The organism is Legionella worsleiensis, from assembly GCF_001467535.1.
Lineage (GTDB): Bacteria > Pseudomonadota > Gammaproteobacteria > Legionellales > Legionellaceae > Legionella > Legionella worsleiensis.
The window spans coordinates 243241-260150 of record NZ_LNZC01000012.1 but is presented as its reverse complement, the minus strand read 5'-3'; the positions used below and the strand labels follow the sequence as shown (position 1 = coordinate 260150).

Genomic DNA, 16910 nt, shown 5'->3' with positions numbered 1-16910 from the left:
CAAGACTTAGAACACGTCAATGTCGAAGCAAAGAAATTGACGCAAGGACAGCTTAAAAGAACCTGAATGACCCAATTATCAATTTCGTGCAACTATAGAGATTGGCGTTTTTTCTAAATCCTGTTGCAGTGTCGATAGTACATGATGAACGAAATGATGCAAGCAAACTTTTATAAAAAGAAGGGCTCGTCAAGGCGCTCTCCTGTTTTTTCGCCCAAACGCTATTGATAATCATTTTCATTTAGTATAAAGTTCAACCTTGAATAGTAATGAACAAAGATATTGCAATGAAATTAAAAAAATCTCTTATTGATCTCAAAAAAATCCCTCTTAATCTGGCGTTGTTACTTCTCACCTTTGGTGCCAGCATCATTTTAGGTTTTTTAAGTTTTAGCGGAATGTACGCCTTGTTTCCTGTTTTATATCTGGCAGGAGCTGCATTCGGTCTTTCAGTGCTCTATGAAGGTGAAATATACCTGCAAAATATTAAAGGCGCATTCAATAAGTGGTTCAAAAAAAATTATCTTGAGAACTTACTCGCCAAAGAGTACTTACTTACTCACCTAAAGGAATACAGCACAGATGAAAAAGCGCCTCAATTCTTCAAAGACTACTTAGCACAACTGAAGCTACTTCGTGCTTTTGGCACCAAAAAACTGGATGCAAAAAGTAAAGAAAATAAAAGGCAGGTTGAAAAAACGCTCAAAGATATGGAGCATTGGTTTGCGCAGCAGCTTTTCGCACATGAAAAGAACCCGGATGATCACGAATCGCCGTATGCTGCGGAACTCAAAATTTGGCTCGCTGAACACCACCAAAGCGATTATCAAAAAAAATTGGAGCAACGCTCGCTGCGCTATACTTTGGTCAAAGGGTTTAGTGTCCTGGCCGGCATATTCATGGGTTTAGGCAGCACCTACCTCATTGTTGAAGCATTTGCTGTTATTCCGTTCTTCGCAGCCATTCCTTTTGCTCTGTGGCCGATGATCATAGTGCCTATGGCCGTTATCGCAGGCGCCGCCTACGCCATGCTGACGTTTAATGCCATCACCGACTTGATTAATAACAATACCGTTGTGAAATGGTATAACAAAATACGTGAGGATTTAAGCAAGGGTTTGAGCCTGCGTAACGTATTCATTGCATCTACCGCTCTATTCCTTGTCAGTTTAGCTCTGGCACTCACAATATGTACCGCAGGAACCTGGTGGACTATCGCAACGAATGCCCGCCCCCTGTTCGACTGGATGAAGAAAATGCCCACTTTTATCATGGGGGTTATTAATCCGGTAGTCACAGGCTTATCCGCTGTATTTTTTAATATCCAGAATTCTTCAGAATCATTGGAAATGGTAGAAAAAGCCTCACAAAGCAAAACCAATCCGTTTAAAACGGTGTACGATTATTTGGTCAATGGATTTGACAAGCTACGCCAAAAGGAACATTGGCTGCAAATAATTAACCCGTTTCGTATTATTCTTAAATTAACCGTCACACCAATACTTGTACTGTTTTTTCTCGGACATCTGCTCAGTATTGCCTTGACATCAGATCGTATGCCAGGAGTTCCGCAAATAATCTCCATGCTCATCGCCATAATTTGCGAAGGGTTTGAAGATGCGCACTATTTTCTCCCCCACGAGACCAGCAAAAACGAACCAGAACTGGATGAACTTCTGCACGATCGTCTGCATGGAGAAGATGGACACGATCACAATACGGACATTCCAACACGAGTGATTAAAACGCTGGCATTACCTCTTTACGCCCTGGCAGCCCTATGGGACTGTAAAGCAAGCCAGCTTAATGAATCCCAACAAAATGAACCTGCCGACAGCCTGGTAGAAAATCAAAAAAGCAGAAAACCAATGGTTTTATCCTTCACTCAAGCTTGGAACAAACAACGTGGCATTGGTAAAGAACACTCGATTGAACTCCCCCCCCAAGAAACACGTCCCTCAAAAAACTGGCAAGAAGAGCATGCTGTGGCACGTATTGAGCAATTTAAAACAAAGCATCTCCAGAATGTTTGGGTAGACAAAGACAAAGCACAGGAAAAAATGAAAAAACTGGAACAATTACAACACAACATCCGCCACCCCCAAAATGGCGAATCCTTGGAACAATTGTTAAATGCAGCCCAAAATCAACCTGTTTATAACCAACACAGACTGTTTGCTCAACACCATGCAAAAACACAGACCCAGGAGTTTATTGAGGAACTGCCACAAAGAATTAGGATCTGTTGACAATTCACCAACACCAACGTGCCGTGGCTTGTCCACGGCATCCAGTAGATGGTCAAATTAAAATATGAACTTTCTAAAAGATTGATTAAGAGGAGCAAACTCATAATATAACGGTTCTGACTAACGGCACTCTTTATGTGGGAGCTACGACAGACCTTAATAAGCGTACTTGGGAGCACAAAAATAAATTCATACCCGGCTTCATGGCCAAATATAACCTACACATGCTGGTTTATTATGAAATAGATGAGTTGTATATTGAAGCAGCTCGCCGTGAGAAACGTTTCAAAAATTGGCCAAGACAGTGGAAATTAAATCTCATTGAAAAAATTAATTCCGAACGGTGCGATCTATATGAAGAAATTTGCCAATGATTGAGAGCTGCTGGATGCCGTGGACAAGCCACGGCACGTAGGCAGCGGTGAATTGTCAAAAGACCCTAATACTCTGTAGAAAAAATTGATTACCTGGGTTCTGTGAACCAATTGTGTGGCGTGCTCGATTAAGAGTGCCTCTGCTGAAGACAAGAAGTCAGCAAACACCCCAACATATTGGCCCATTTGCGATCATAGTGATATAATTTTTTCAAATCAGTTAATTGAATCCCACAATGAATACATTTTTCTTCCCTTATAAAGAATATACTGAATCACACTCTAACTATCGTTACACAGATAAAAAAGAACAGGTTGAGGCATTCGTAAAACAGCTTATTGAGCGTGGTTATCCTAGTGAAAAAATAGTCTATGAAGAATGCGGTATAACAATTAACTGCAAGGATACGGTCTTGGCTGTTGTTGTAAATACGAGTTTTTCATCTTTTACCACTTACAAATTAAGGTATGGAACTATTACATTAGCCGAAAGAAGACATAAGCTCACACATTATGACTCTCATTTGTTCATTTCATTACACCCAGAGCAACTAAAAGAATTACCCAAAGAACTGCTTGCTGATACAGAAGAAACTAAAACGGTGCTCTTAACGGTTTACGATGATTACGAAAATGGCCGTTTAGTCAATTTCCCAGCTAAGGATGAAGAAAAACAGGTAAATTTTCTAAAAAAACATTTTAAGCAAATCTGGCAAGAGAAAGGATACACCCAAAACCATCTTGACTATAAAATAGCTAAATCATGCCACGATTTTGTTAAATTACTCAGGGTAAAAAAATTAGAGCAAGAAGAGGTTATCAATCAAGCTTACAAAATAATGGAAGAAAATCACTTACAGGCAATCCTCAAAAATAAAGACTATGATATCACGCCATTGCGTAATGCGTGGCAAGATAAAGGTTACACCGGACAAGAGCTTGAATTAAAGGTAGCGCACTCGTTGCCAAAATTGTCGGCTAAATTAAAAGAATTGCAATCAGTTATTACCATTCAAAAGGTTGTAAGAGGCCATTTAACTCGAAAGAAAATATACCTGGAGAAGCTTGAAAGTTTGCCAGAAATTCGTGCTTTAAGACAATCAATTAGCGCATTATATCCTTCACAAGCGGGAATAGTGACAATTGAAGACAATGAAATATTCGAAAGTAGGCAGGATTGGGCAAAGGCGGTAATAAAGAACCTCAATAATACGCTTACAAATTATCTTAAAAAAGGTGATTTTTCAGAATCATCGTATAATCAATTTAAAGAATCGTTTAACTTACAACTTCGATCAAAAGACTCAGAATCCGTTTTTTCGGAATATTATAGGGATGAGTATGAATCAATGGTATTAGCGAATATTGCGATATGCCTTACTGTGATTGGTGCATTAGCGGTAATTGGTAAATTAATTTACTCTAAAATTACCGTCGGGAAAGCTACTGGCTTTTTTGATAAAACACAAATAAGTATCCAAGCCGAAAAAATAGAAGAAACACTGGAAAAAGTTATGCCAGAGATAAAAATATAATCATTTTTTTGCCCCTACGTTAGATTCATTCAGAAACGCTGGTTTATGTGCTGGCAATCTGATTAGAGTTTATCAACTCCACGATAGCTATTGCCTGTTTCTCAGACAATAGCGCCAAACAATTTATACTCGACTTTAGCCATTTTTAATGTTTTTATCCCCGAGCTCCGTTCGCCCCGAGGAGGCGCAACCACTGATCTTAATCATTAAACGCTGAAGTTCAGTGCGCCGTCTCGAGGGGCTGGGTAAAGCGTTTTTTTTCAACTCAAAGCCATTTTTTTCTTTCGTTTAGCATGAAGAGATAATTCATTCCAATCACCTTTAATCAAAGCCTCTTTCTTTTTGCGACTCCATCCCTGGATTTGTTTTTCGGCACGCAATGCTTCTATTCTGCTGGGAAATGGGGCTGAGTACAAAAGCTCAAAAGGTAATCTTGTCGCAGTATAACAACTCGGAAAAATTCTATTATGGTGCTGTTGCAGACGTATCTCTAGGTTATCAGTATGGCCAGTATAATAGCTGTTATCATTACATCGAAGAATGTATACCCAAAACATGTGGACTTGTTCCTTTGATTCCATTACAAAGCAGTTGCCAATGCTGGGAAACAGCGTATCTTTAGGTTCGCAAAAATCTAAGGTACAAGGATATACCAGCATGACGACAGAGATTATAACAACAGTAGCTGCATTTGCATCTGAATTTTCACGACCAACTCTAAAAAACATTCAAACTCTTTTAATTGGAGCAACACTTTGTAGCGGTGTAAGGCGTGTCAGCAGTGTGCTGCGCATTATGGGTCTTGCATCGATACGTAATTTCTCTAAGTATCATTGCGTACTAAACCGAGCAGAGTGGAATGGTTTAGCATTGGCTAAAATTTTGCTTGGATTGTTAATCAAACTTGTCAGTGTAGAAATAGCCTCTTGGTACGATAAAAAAGGTGAACTAACTTTTTCGGATATCTTATTAATCGCTCGGCGTTCCATTGGGTCAGAAAAGTATTTTTCGAAGTCTGACCTTAAACCTGATTTAGATAAATGCATTGATGAAAAAACTCTCGCTTTGATCTATCAGCTGTCTTCGGCGGCCTAATTCAGGAATAACCCCTCGAGACGGCGCACTGAGCTTCAGTGTTTAATGATTAAGATCAGTGGTTGCGCCTCCTCGGGGCGAACGGAGCTCGGGGGTAAAAACATTAAAAATGGCTAAAGTCGAGTTATAACGAATTGCTGCGCTGATGAGTCGGAGATCGTCCAATAGACTCATTGTCATGGCGTGCCGTTGAAATTGTTGTTATCTTTGCATCAGAAGGTATCTCTTTAAAAAACCTGGTTTGTACACGTTGATGATCAGATGAGCCTTGTACTATTATTTGACTGGATGACGAGGTACTTGAAGCAGGCTCACTTGAACATTCCGCCTGGCTAAAAAATCCAATTTCTAACGGCTTACGACCTTGAGGTACATCAGGTAAAAAGTCAAAAATAATACGCTCTGATTTGGGATATTTATTGGCGTAATAAAACACGTCACAACCAAAATCATCCTTTTCCTTTAAATGGTTATGGATTAATTCTGGAGGGCATGAATTCAATATGATTTTTAATGACCTGGGATTTGAAGTGGCAATATGAAATGCGGTTTGACCAAATGCATTTTTTATTTCTAACAGTTTTTGACAAGAAGCAGGATCCTGAATCGCTCTTAAAATAAAAGCTAAAGATTTAGGATGGGGAATTAACCGATGAAAAATAATATCAAGAGCGAATTCCCGTTTGATGATAGAAAATGATCTTAATTTTTTTAAAAGATCTGTTAATTTTTTTTCTTCTGGGTACAAGTCCCAGATAACGGCCAAGGCCTTGGCATTTGCACATGCCCGACCAAACAAATTATCACCATCTTGAGCTACTTGCATCACGGCAATAACACCATCCGGTTTTGACAGTAAGGCAAGAAGGTCACAAAAATACCTACTCCTAGCCATATGGAGAATCAAGTTACTTTTATTATAGGAACAACTGGTAGTTAACATGGCATTAAGTCGTTGCTCCTGGGGAGTCAACTGCAAAATGTATAGAACTGCAGCATCCAATAAATTGCCCAGAGCATAGCTCAATGCCGTTCTACCTGAATTATCTTGTTCATATAAAATTTCCAACCCTGTTTTTTTAGAGAAATGTCCCAAAAGAAACTTTAATGATTCAAGACACCTTCCCGCAGCAAAATGAAAGATGGTTGTTCCATCAGCATATTTTCGTCTTAACACAACAACGGGGTCAGATTCAGGATGTTTGTGCAAAACCAAACGCAGATTTTCATAATTATATGCGACATGACATAACAAATCATGCCCGTTACTGTCTTCCTTGGTGATGGCTGTATGGCACTCATAAGGTGACAATAATTCAAAAATGGAGCTTAAAGATACGTCTGCTTCCCATGCAGCTCTATGCAACACGAACCAATGACTATCTGAGGCTGTGAATAAAGCTTGCAGCCTGTTTTGCGGCAATGTCAGTTGTAATATACGTCGCATCGATGGTGCATACCGTGCTGCAATGTGATAAGTGTTAAAACCAAATCTTTCTTCTGCAACCAGCAAAGCCGAAAACCTGTCTTCTGTTGGTAAGGTGTCGAGAAGCATTTCAATTAAATCAGGATTACAGTAGGCTGCAAACGCCAATAAAGTATGTATACCGCCCAATCGTTCACTATTAGCCACTACAGCCGTATTAAAAGCATGCAGCCTTTCTGGATTAAATATCTCGTGACGTATCATCTCTGCAAGCGCTACTTCATGAGAAAAGATTGTTAAATTAATGTGTGCATACTGCAACAATGTGGAATAAGAACTTAAGGGACTCGACAGTAATAGAGTTAACAAATCACGTGCTTTTAAAATATTTAAACGAGATAAAGCCCTAATACTAAAAAAATAAACAGGCAAGGGTAAACTAGTCTTCTCTCTGCACGAAGACAGCGGGGTATGCTGGTCATACTGTGAATTGAGCATGCGCAAGTATCGTTGGGAGCACGATGGTAACTGAGTTAAAAGATCCTGATTAGCCGGCGTTGCTATCACGTCTTCCAATAAGGCACAGCCAAGACTAGTCCATTTTTTACCTTCCAAATAATCAACAATAATCGAAGACAATGTATAACGAGATCCGTAGTATGTTAAAGCCAATAGCTTATTTTTCTGTTCATCCTCGATAACGGTGTCCAGGTAAAATAGCAAATCAGTATAAACAGGTTTTTTTTGTGTGTCGGGAGATAAATTTATATTTTTGAAAAGGTCCTGTTTGACGTATTCGAGGTTGCATTTTTTTATAACCATTAACGGCGTATCCCCTTTACCATTTACCCTTAGGATATGCTCTTCCAGTTTACTCAGATCACTATTATGTTGTTGGTAGATTTTAATAGCCAGATCGGGATAATCCAATGTTAGCTCGTGGTGCAGACGTTGATGTAATGAGAATGAAAACTCGCTGAGGCACCGAACATCAAACAGATAAGGCCCTGCCACAGCGAAATACATTAACTCAGTTGTGGTAGGGGCTTGGGTGAGGGTTTGAACCGAGTGCTTCATCAACTGAATGTGCTCACCTGTTGGGTGCTCATCAAGAGAGGTAGCCGTAGCATAGCGCACAGGAGTGATTAATGTTGTAATGCCTGGCTCCAGATAATGAAGTAGTGCTGCCAAAGTTTGGGGCTGAAACAGAATCTCAACGAGATTGATGTACAATTGATTGCATTCACCCTCGGGATCTGCAAATAGACTGAAACAACTGTCTGCATTTCGAATTGATCGCATTTTGCAGCGCTGTATAAAATAATCAGGAAAGGTATCCGCCCCCTGATTTAGCGCATCTATGAGTGCGTTTATTTCTTCATCAATTTCCTGATTGATCGCACATTTTTTTAAATCGTCATAACTGAATGAATTGGCAGACTGCGATGAAATCACCACGCCTTTTTTCTCCAAACCAGAAGACTGCGAAAAACGCATGGTGCGTTTACTAAGCAGAAGGCTTTCCAGCGTATATAGTATTTCAGGTTTCATATCTTACTCCGAGTTACGTACTGTGTGTTCCACAAGATAAAAATGATACAACCGCCGCACCTAAATAGCATTCAGCCCTTGCATATACACACCAGAAATTTGAAGTAGCCTGGTAACAAGACTGTGTTTTACTTCCATGCTTGTCGGATAACCTGGAGATATGCTCGAATATGATGTGTGGGGAAAAATAAATTAGGTAGGGTATTCTGTTGATTGTTCGGCAAGAACATAATCAACAAAAGGAACTACGCCATGCAGGATTGTAATCTGAAAGAGGCCATTATACCAGTTGAAAAAATCTGATGCCTGGATTTCAATTTTGAACGTGAAGAAAAATAGGCGCATCTTTATTCTAAGGAGCTGTGTTTCTGATGGAGCAAAAGAGCAAGATGAGCGTCGGGTTGGATGAAAAATACGCCAAAGATCAAGTCAGCATGTTTTTTAAACCAGCCAAATGCGATTTGGCGATGTGTTTCGATTTTTCTTCACAGCGTTCGCCGCTTTTCCCAAACCACTCCAGATTATCTTGCGGCAACTCATCCAGAAAGCGACTGGGAATGCAGTCTTGCAGCTCACCAGCTCGACGCCTTTGTTTCGCCAGAGTAAAACAAAGACCCTTTTGTGCCCTGGTGATCCCCACGTAAGCCAAACGCCGCTCTTCTTCTATCTGATCATCGTCTATGCTGACTCTATGCGGTAATAATTCTTCTTCCATACCGACCAGATAAACATAGGGAAATTCCAAACCTTTGGACGCATGGAGAGTCATTAATTGCAGCGTATCGCTGTCTTGTTCATCGGATTGCTCCAGAATATCAATTAAGATCAATTTATTTACGACATCAGCAAGAGTCTGTCCCGGATCTTTGGTTAATAATCGGTCTACCCATTCCAGCAACTCCCATACATTATCCATTCGTTTTTGTGCTTTTGCTGGCGTATCACATTGCTCATAAACATGAGCCTCATAACCACTGTCCTCAACCATTTGTCTCAAATGCTCAAGAATGGAGCCAGAAGACAGCCTTCCCTTAATCTGCTCCATCCAGCCTTTAAACGTCTGTAGCGCAGCCCTTGGTTTTTCTGCAAGAAATTCACTTAATGCCAGATGATCTGCGCCAGCGTATAAACTTAAACCTCGTGATTGAGCATAACGACCCAAAGCATCAAGAGTCGTATCACCTATACCTCGCTTGGGCGTATTAATCACTCGTACAAATGCCGCATCATCCGCTTCATTACACAACAGTTTTAAGTAAGCAAATACATCTTTTACCTCTGCCTTGGCAAACCAGGATTGTCCGCCACTAATGTGATATGGAATTCCATAATGTCTTAACACTTTTTCAAAGATTCGTGATTGATGGTTGCCTCTATACAAGATGGCATAATCACCATAATTCGTTCGTAAACGCATTTTATGGCTTATCAAATCGGTAACTACATGCTCTGCTTCATCCTGTTCATCGCGACAGCTGATCACCCGAAGTAATTCCCCATGCCCCAGCTCGCTCCACAATTTCTTTTCGAACAGATGTTGATTATGGGCAATCAAGTGGTTTGCGGTATGCAAAATACGACTGGTAGAACGATAATTTTGCTCCAGTTTAATGATTTTAAGCTGCGGGTAATCGTGTTGTAATTGCGCCAGATTTTCAGGCTTGGCGCCACGCCAGGCATAGATAGACTGATCGTCATCACCAACCACAGTAAAATGAGCCCTGACACCAACAAGTTTTTTAACCAGTAAATATTGGCTGGTATTTGAATCCTGATACTCATCCACGAGTAAGTGGCGAATTTTATTTTGCCAGTATTCCAATACTTCCGGATGATCGCTTAACAGGCCAACCGGTAATCGAATCAAATCATCAAAATCCACAGCGTTATACGATTTTAATGCCTGCTGATAACGTGGATAAATTAAAGACGCTTCTGCTTGAATGGGGTTGTGCAGATGTTGCTTTAATACAGTTTCAGGACTTAATAAATCATTTTTCCAACGGGAAATTTGTTGTTGAATCTGCAAAATGTAATCGCGTTCGTTGGCTTTGTTAACCGTCAAAAAATGCCGTAAAACCTGCAAACAATCTTCACTGTCAAAAATAGAAAATCCTTTTTTTAAGTCACACAACTGCGCATGGCGTTTGATAATGCTTAACCCCAGGGTATGAAAGGTAGCTACTTTTAACCCACGCCTGTTTGCAGCTGGAAGAACCGTAGCCACTCGAGCACGCATTTCGTTAGCCGCTTTGTTAGTAAATGTTACAGCGCATACCGATTTAGCAGAGTAACCACAGGTATTAATCAGATACCCAATTTTTTGGGTTATAACTCGTGTTTTACCACTTCCAGCCCCAGCAAGAACCAACAATGGCCCATCAATATAGTGTACCGCAGCCATTTGTTGGCTATTCAACATACATTAATCTCGATCAAAAAGAGGGCATTATCACCTACCCTGTCTTTCGTAATCAACCTTTAATTCATGGAACGCACTACATCAAACTCTTCGTCATTATCCGATTCAATGAATTCATCCTTTTTTTCGATTTCATTGATCTCGGAAATACCAAACAGTATTTTATCCAGTGTTCTGTATAACGGCATGAGTATGCTGTTCGTGTTCATAATAACTCCTTGAGTTCATTTAAGGGATGATACAAGAATAGAACAAGATGGCTAAAATTCCAGGAAATAATCAAAAAAAATGTAACCCCCCATCCCGTGCGCAGCGAGGGATGGGGGGTTACAATAAAATTAATGACGCAGTTTTCCTTTGCCACCAGCAAAAGTGTGTTTCTCCATTGGTTTAAAGCGCCCTCATCCGCCTGTGGGCATGAGTCATTTCTATTCTATGGTGCAAGACTCAAGTGTGAGTTCTATGCTCATATTGTGATATACTGGGCAAAATTGTGAAACGAGCTTTTTGAATGAAAGAATCAGATACACTGCAACGATTTATTTTCGAACACGCGAATATTCGTGGTGAAATTGTCCATATTGAAAAAACCTTTCAAACACTAATGAATCAACGCAGCTACCCGCCAATGGTTAAAAATTTATTGGGGGAAGCGATTGTTTCCTGCCTGCTATTAGCCAGCAGTATTAAATTTGAAGGCAGTTTAAATTTACAGTTTCAAGGCGACAGACGATTGCCTTTATTACTTGTGCAATGCGATCATGACTTGAATATCAGAGCTTTTGCCAAATACGCTGAAGATCTGGAAATCATCGACTACGCAACCGCATTCCTGCAAGGTCAAATGGTATTGACTATTTCGCAACACAATCAAACACAGGTTTATCAAAGTGTCGTCCCACTGCAATCAACATCCATGAGTGAAAATTTGATGGGCTATTTTGCTCATTCAGAACAAATAGCAACCCGAGTCTGGTTGGCCGTTAATCATGAAATGGCAGCCGGAATGATCCTGCAGCTGATGCCAGGACAAGACAGCCTGCAAAAAGAACAATTTTGGGAATATGCTGTACAACTGGGTGAAACAGTTAGCGAAGAAGAATTATTAACACTGGACAATCAAACCCTGCTCTACCGACTTTATAACGAAACGGAACTGCGATTATTTGAACCTCGTGCCACTCGCTTTCAATGCCGATGTTCTCATGAAAAAATGAAACAGGTCATTACCACCTTGGGCAAAGATGATGCTGAGGCCTTATTAAAAGAACAAGGTGTTATCGAAATAGGCTGCGATTTCTGTAATCAGAAATACACTTTCGATTCTATAGACGTTACCATGTTGTTTCATCGCTAGATGAAACAACACCCTGACCAGATAAATACTTCGCTCAAAAAAGAGATACAACAGCGCAGAGTTGGTTTTATTGCCCCTACTGCAGTGTTAAATCTTGGGCGGATAAGATGCCCTTATCTATCAAGCTTAACTGCACGTACTCTCCCCTCATTGCCTGCAGAATTTGCTGCAGTGTCATAAATTGCGCACTTAACTGGAAATACAAATCAGCAGATTCACGATCGTGCAACTCACCAGCCGTTAAATATGCTGCTTGACCCATATCAGAAAAATAGCTGAGACTAACATGGCGTTTTTTAGCAATTCCCGGAAAAAGACCACAAAATAATAAACTTTTATCGCCTACGTCGCGTAATAACTCCAGTTGCAACTGACGAGGTTTACGCATGGACTCGAGAAAGTCCAAAGCCACAATAGACTCAATCAATTTAGGCCCCTGGGAGAAACGCATCAATAAGAAAACAAGATAACTTTCAGTATTTTCATTTAAAATTAAACGAGTAGCGGCCTGTGCCTCATTCACTAAAGCATGCCATTGACTGATGTCGGTGGGATGTAAAATTAGTTGTTTCATAAACGCCCCCTTTTTTTACTTCCTATGTTTAGTTTAGCAAAGCTCATACCAAAAGATCAGATAAATCATAGAATTTAATCAGAAAAGTACCGATGATAAGGTGAAAAAAAAGTGGCGCAGCGTAAAATCGATGAGAAAAGATAAGACGCAACAACTAATGTGCAAGCCGGTAGGCCTAGGTAACCGAGCAATGCTGAAAAAATGACACTAACCGCCTCGATTTTGACGAGACATACGGCGAAGTGAATAACCTCATTCGCCATATGAAAGAAATGCTCATTTAATACGACGAGGTTAAGGCTGTCCACTCAGTCCAGGTTCCAGAGTAACCCAACAAAGACTGACGAGAAAACTCATAAAATCGCTTCAGAAATGCGATTCTCTCCAAATAATAAGGAGTAAGCTCTGGGTCGCTGCGCTCCATAGTTAACAAGTTATAATAGGGCGAAATAGATGCCTGACGTTCAATTATTTCGTCAAAACTGACCTTATCGGCATTATGCAACATATCAAACATGGCCAGAATGGTTGACGTTCGCCCCTTACCACCTCGGCAATGAACATGAAACCATGTCTTTTTTGGTTTACTGCGAATCAAACTCAAAAAGGCATCTACCTCAGAATCACGAGGCGCACGATGATCGGTAATGAACAGACGATGATATTCAAAACCCCATTTGGTAACGTAATATTCTTCATTTCTAACAGTACCCACAGCTATTGATTTACCGTTTACGTATTCTTTTTGTCTGTATTGAGGTACTGTTAAAATTCCAGGAATGGATTTTCTTAAACGCAGTGTCGCCAACCAATTTTCTTGATCCTGCAGGCTTTGATCGTTGGTCTTGCCAAGATTTAACCAGTTATGATCACTGACCAGAGTAATCGCTTTTCCGTTCAGATAGCCATGGCTTTCCTGTCTCAAGTCCAAAACCACCACAGGACTTCCACTTTTAGGTCGGTGCGAGAAAATATATTCAGCAATACTGCGCCATCCTTTTTCACTGGGCTCTTCACTTCCTGATAGATACAAATCGTGAATGCCCGAAACATTACCAGCATACGCATCAGCAATTGCAGCGACATCACGCATCCATTCCACAGGCGAATGCTGACTTTTACTGTCTTGAACGATGCAAGGATTTTCTATAGTGGAGTCACAAACAGCAGGCAATGAGGCAGAAAAAACAGATCCGTGCATTAGCGCAAACATCATCAGTACAACTTTAGATCCCTTAAAGTTATTCATGTTAAAACCTTAAAAAAACAACACACCATTCTCCAGAAAAAACCCATTCAAACACGGATAACACTGCCCCAAACAAAAACGAATTGTTTCGAACGAGCGTTTTAGGGTGTTTAAAATGGCGGACTTCTCCTGGATACAGGGTGATTACGTCCTGAGTAAGCCTTCATTCTATTTAAATGTTTTTATCTCTTCAACATAAATTTATAAACCAGAAAGACACTGCTCCTGATACAATTAACCCTTGGTCTCGGATAGGATTTAATCAGTAATTCGTGTATAATGTTGAAACTATGAACAAATGCCTTGCATTGACCATACACATTAATTCCAGCTATTCCCAACTAAAGGTTATTTATGATTGAACAGATTCGCAACATCGCCATTATCGCTCACGTTGACCATGGCAAAACCACTCTTGTAGACAAACTGCTCCAGCAAACAGGAACATTAAACGAAAGAGCACCCAAGGTAGAACGAGTAATGGACTCCAATGCGCTTGAAAAAGAACGAGGCATTACCATTCTTGCTAAAAATACCTGTGTTTACTGGAACGGATATCAAATCAATATTGTCGATACCCCGGGACATGCGGATTTTGGTGGTGAAGTAGAGCGTATTCTGTCTATGGTTGACTGTGTACTTTTGCTTGTTGATGCAGTTGACGGGCCTATGCCTCAAACCCGATTCGTAACTCAGAAAGCCTTTGCCAGAGGTTTAAATCCCATAGTTGTTATTAATAAAATTGACAGACCAGGAGCAAGACCTGATTGGGTAATGGATCAAGTGTTCGATTTATTCGATAATCTTGGAGCCAATGATACGCAACTGGATTTTCCTGTAGTTTACGCATCTGCTCTTAACGGCTTTGCTAAACTTAATCTGGAAGATGAAGCTACCGATATGACGGCTTTACTGCAAACGATCGTAGACAAAGTTGCGCCACCAGATGTTGATCCTAATGGCCCATTTCAAATGCAAATCAGTTCACTGGCCTATTCTACCTACGTCGGAACCATAGGCATAGGACGAATTACCCGAGGACAAATTAAAGCGAAATCCCCGGTCAAAATCATTGATAAAGACGGCAATATGCGCAGTGGCCGTTTGTTACAGTTACTTGGCTTTAAAGGCCTGGAACGGGTTGAAATTGAAGAGGCAGGAGCCGGAAACATCATTGCGATCACCGGAATAGAGAGCCTAAACATCTCTGATACAATATGTGATCCGAATACAGTTGAGGCATTGCCTGCCCTCATGGTCGATGAACCAACAATCAGCATGACTTTTCAGGTTAATGACTCACCTTTTGCTGGTCAGGAAGGTAAATTCGTTACTTCGCGAAAAATTCGTGAACGACTGGATACTGAATTATTACACAATGTGGCATTACGTGTTGAAGACTGTGAAGATCCCGACAAATTCAGGGTTTCTGGTCGAGGCGAGTTGCATTTATCCATTTTAATCGAAAACATGCGCCGTGAAGGATATGAGCTAGCCATCAGTAAGCCGGAAGTTATTATTCGGGAAATTGACGGTGAGTTACAAGAACCTTATGAGCGCTTGACAGTAGACGTCGAAGAAGGCCACCAGGGCACCATTATGGAAAAATTGGGTGAACGTCGAGGCGATATGCAAAATATGGTTCCCGATGGCAAGGGACGAGTTCGACTTGACTACGTGATTCCTACTCGTGGATTAATAGGATTCCACAATGAATTTTTATCGTGCACCTCAGGTACGGGATTAATGTATCACGTCTACGATCATTACGGCCCTGCCATTAAAGGTCGCATAGGAAAACGTACCAATGGGGTTCTGATTGCCAATTGCCAGGGAACTGCCCGGGGCTTTGCCTTATTCAACCTGCAAGAACGTGGCCGTTTGTTTATAGACCCTCAGGCGACATGTTATGAAGGAATGATTGTAGGAATTCATGCCAGAGATAATGATTTGGTGGTCAATGTAACCAAAGAAAAGCAACTAACCAACATGCGTGCTTCAGGAAGTGATGAGAACATCATTTTGACTCCGCCAATCAAGCTAACCCTTGAGCAGGCATTGGAGTTCATTGATGATGATGAACTGGTTGAAGTTACCCCTGTTTCTATTCGTTTGCGTAAAAAATCATTAAAAGAGCACGATAGAAAAAAGGCATCTCGCACAGCCAATAGTGAAGAATAAAAACCAAATGAAACAAAAATTTAAACGAGCGATTCTCTATGCTCGTCAACACAGAGCCAATCAGGGTGTAAACGAAAGTTTACACCGCCTGGTTGATTTTTTAACAAATCAACAGATAGAAATTTATCAGGATCAGGACACAACCACTGGTTTTATGATGAATATACCCGTACTTGCCAGAGAAGATATGGGAAAAAAAAACGATCTGATTATTGTTGTAGGTGGTGATGGCAGCCTGCTTTCAGCAGCCCGAATGGCCATACAGGTCAACACCCCCGTAATTGGAATCAATAGAGGTCGTCTTGGCTTTTTGACCGATATTCTGCCTCAGGATATAGAAACGCAACTGGGTGCGGTATTGCACGGTGAATATACAGAAGAACGAAGATTTTTACTGCATACCCGGATTTATGATCAAAATAAAACCTATTTTTCAGGCGATGCGTTAAACGATGTTGTTTTGGGAAGAGGTAATGAAACCCATCTGATCGAATTTGATGTTTATGTAAATGACCAACTGGTCAGTCATTATCGTTCTGATGGCATGATTTTATCGACTCCTACTGGCTCCACTGCTTATGCTTTATCTGCTGGTGGCCCCATCATGCACCCTCAGCTCAATGCCATTGTTCTGGTTCCCATGTTTTCCCATAGCTTAAGTTCCCGGCCACTTGTGGTTGATGGGGAAGCAAAAATTGAACTCCACATCTCCGAGTTTAATGAAACGGAATTACGCATCAGTTGCGATGGTCATGAATCCAGAATGGTAAAGCCAGGCCAAAAGGTGTCCATCCACAAAAACAACAACCAGTTACGCTTGTTACATCCACTTGATTACCATTATTATGATACATTACGCAGTAAACTTGGGTGGGAATCAAAACATCAGGGATAAAT

14 protein-coding genes are annotated in these 16910 nt (G+C 40.7%); 7 read left to right on the top strand and 7 right to left on the bottom strand.

What is annotated here, in order from left to right; genetic code table 11:
- The first annotated feature begins 287 nt into the window (after positions 1–287).
- From Lwor_RS06980 to Lwor_RS06970, 3 genes are all read left to right on the top strand, one after another.
- Entirely contained in the window at positions 288–2249 is a 1962-nt protein-coding gene (locus Lwor_RS06980; RefSeq protein ID WP_058493376.1) for a permease, read from the top strand.
- A gap of 107 nt (positions 2250–2356) precedes the next feature.
- Positions 2357–2623 (top strand): GIY-YIG nuclease family protein, encoded by a 267-nt coding sequence (locus Lwor_RS06975; protein ID WP_058493174.1) that lies wholly within the window; start codon positions 2357–2359, stop codon positions 2621–2623.
- Positions 2624–2859: 236 nt separating this feature from the next.
- Positions 2860–4158 (top strand): hypothetical protein, encoded by a 1299-nt coding sequence (locus Lwor_RS06970; RefSeq protein ID WP_058493173.1) that lies wholly within the window; start codon positions 2860–2862, stop codon positions 4156–4158.
- Positions 4159–4418: 260 nt separating this feature from the next.
- Here Lwor_RS06970 and Lwor_RS06965 read toward each other — a convergent pair whose 3' ends face one another.
- Positions 4419–4715, bottom strand: a complete 297-nt coding sequence (locus Lwor_RS06965; protein WP_058493375.1) for a GIY-YIG nuclease family protein — start codon at positions 4713–4715, stop codon at positions 4419–4421.
- 100 nt (positions 4716–4815) lie between these two features.
- On the opposite strand from Lwor_RS06965, the gene Lwor_RS06960 reads away from it, so the two are divergent.
- Positions 4816–5253, top strand: a complete 438-nt coding sequence (locus Lwor_RS06960; protein WP_147279863.1) for a hypothetical protein — start codon at positions 4816–4818, stop codon at positions 5251–5253.
- Positions 5254–5377: 124 nt separating this feature from the next.
- Here Lwor_RS06960 and Lwor_RS06955 read toward each other — a convergent pair whose 3' ends face one another.
- The 4 genes from Lwor_RS06955 to Lwor_RS13910 all read right to left on the bottom strand — a co-directional run bounded on the left by Lwor_RS06955 (position 5378) and on the right by Lwor_RS13910 (position 10861).
- Positions 5378–8230 (bottom strand): hypothetical protein, encoded by a 2853-nt coding sequence (locus Lwor_RS06955; RefSeq protein ID WP_058493171.1) that lies wholly within the window; start codon positions 8228–8230, stop codon positions 5378–5380.
- Positions 8231–8422: 192 nt separating this feature from the next.
- On the bottom strand, positions 8423–8575 hold the full coding sequence (locus tag Lwor_RS14105) for a hypothetical protein (protein WP_157063134.1): 153 nt from the start codon (positions 8573–8575) through the stop codon (positions 8423–8425).
- Between the two features lie 79 nt (positions 8576–8654).
- Positions 8655–10652, bottom strand: coding sequence for a UvrD-helicase domain-containing protein (locus Lwor_RS06950; protein WP_058493170.1), 1998 nt, complete (start codon positions 10650–10652; stop codon positions 8655–8657).
- Between the two features lie 59 nt (positions 10653–10711).
- Entirely contained in the window at positions 10712–10861 is a 150-nt protein-coding gene (locus tag Lwor_RS13910; protein ID WP_169792189.1) for a hypothetical protein, read from the bottom strand.
- Between the two features lie 302 nt (positions 10862–11163).
- Between Lwor_RS13910 and hslO the strand changes: the two genes are divergently transcribed.
- Entirely contained in the window at positions 11164–12009 is an 846-nt protein-coding gene (gene hslO, locus Lwor_RS06945) for an Hsp33 family molecular chaperone HslO (RefSeq protein WP_058493169.1), read from the top strand.
- A 76-nt stretch (positions 12010–12085) separates the two neighbouring features.
- Here hslO and Lwor_RS06940 read toward each other — a convergent pair whose 3' ends face one another.
- Entirely contained in the window at positions 12086–12583 is a 498-nt protein-coding gene (locus tag Lwor_RS06940) for a hypothetical protein (RefSeq protein ID WP_058493168.1), read from the bottom strand.
- 280 nt (positions 12584–12863) lie between these two features.
- On the bottom strand, positions 12864–13832 hold the full coding sequence (locus tag Lwor_RS06935) for a phosphatase domain-containing protein (RefSeq protein WP_058493167.1): 969 nt from the start codon (positions 13830–13832) through the stop codon (positions 12864–12866).
- A 354-nt stretch (positions 13833–14186) separates the two neighbouring features.
- On the opposite strand from Lwor_RS06935, the gene typA reads away from it, so the two are divergent.
- The gene (gene typA / locus Lwor_RS06930) at positions 14187–16013 is read left to right on the top strand and encodes a translational GTPase TypA (protein ID WP_058493166.1); all 1827 of its coding nucleotides are present in this window, start codon (positions 14187–14189) and stop codon (positions 16011–16013) included.
- A gap of 7 nt (positions 16014–16020) precedes the next feature.
- Complete coding sequence (locus tag Lwor_RS06925; RefSeq protein WP_058493374.1) at positions 16021–16908, top strand: NAD(+) kinase; 888 nt, start codon at positions 16021–16023, stop codon at positions 16906–16908.
- Positions 16909–16910: the final 2 nt, after the last annotated feature.

Bases quoted from the DNA above. Each gene is read 5' to 3' on its own strand.
- Lwor_RS06980 (WP_058493376.1), top strand. From the start codon at position 288: ATGAAATTAAAAAAATCTCTTATTGATCTCAAAAAAATCCCTCTTAAT.
- Lwor_RS06970 (WP_058493173.1), top strand. From the start codon at position 2,860: ATGAATACATTTTTCTTCCCTTATAAAGAATATACTGAATCACACTCT.
- Lwor_RS06965 (WP_058493375.1), bottom strand. From the start codon at position 4,715: ATGTTTTGGGTATACATTCTTCGATGTAATGATAACAGCTATTATACT.
- Lwor_RS06960 (WP_147279863.1), top strand. From the start codon at position 4,816: ATGACGACAGAGATTATAACAACAGTAGCTGCATTTGCATCTGAATTT.
- Lwor_RS06955 (WP_058493171.1), bottom strand. From the start codon at position 8,230: ATGAAACCTGAAATACTATATACGCTGGAAAGCCTTCTGCTTAGTAAA.
- Lwor_RS14105 (WP_157063134.1), bottom strand. From the start codon at position 8,575: ATGCGCCTATTTTTCTTCACGTTCAAAATTGAAATCCAGGCATCAGAT.
- Lwor_RS06950 (WP_058493170.1), bottom strand. From the start codon at position 10,652: ATGTTGAATAGCCAACAAATGGCTGCGGTACACTATATTGATGGGCCA.
- Lwor_RS13910 (WP_169792189.1), bottom strand. From the start codon at position 10,861: ATGAACACGAACAGCATACTCATGCCGTTATACAGAACACTGGATAAA.
- hslO (WP_058493169.1), top strand. From the start codon at position 11,164: ATGAAAGAATCAGATACACTGCAACGATTTATTTTCGAACACGCGAAT.
- Lwor_RS06940 (WP_058493168.1), bottom strand. From the start codon at position 12,583: ATGAAACAACTAATTTTACATCCCACCGACATCAGTCAATGGCATGCT.
- Lwor_RS06935 (WP_058493167.1), bottom strand. From the start codon at position 13,832: ATGAATAACTTTAAGGGATCTAAAGTTGTACTGATGATGTTTGCGCTA.
- typA (WP_058493166.1), top strand. From the start codon at position 14,187: ATGATTGAACAGATTCGCAACATCGCCATTATCGCTCACGTTGACCAT.
- Lwor_RS06925 (WP_058493374.1), top strand. From the start codon at position 16,021: ATGAAACAAAAATTTAAACGAGCGATTCTCTATGCTCGTCAACACAGA.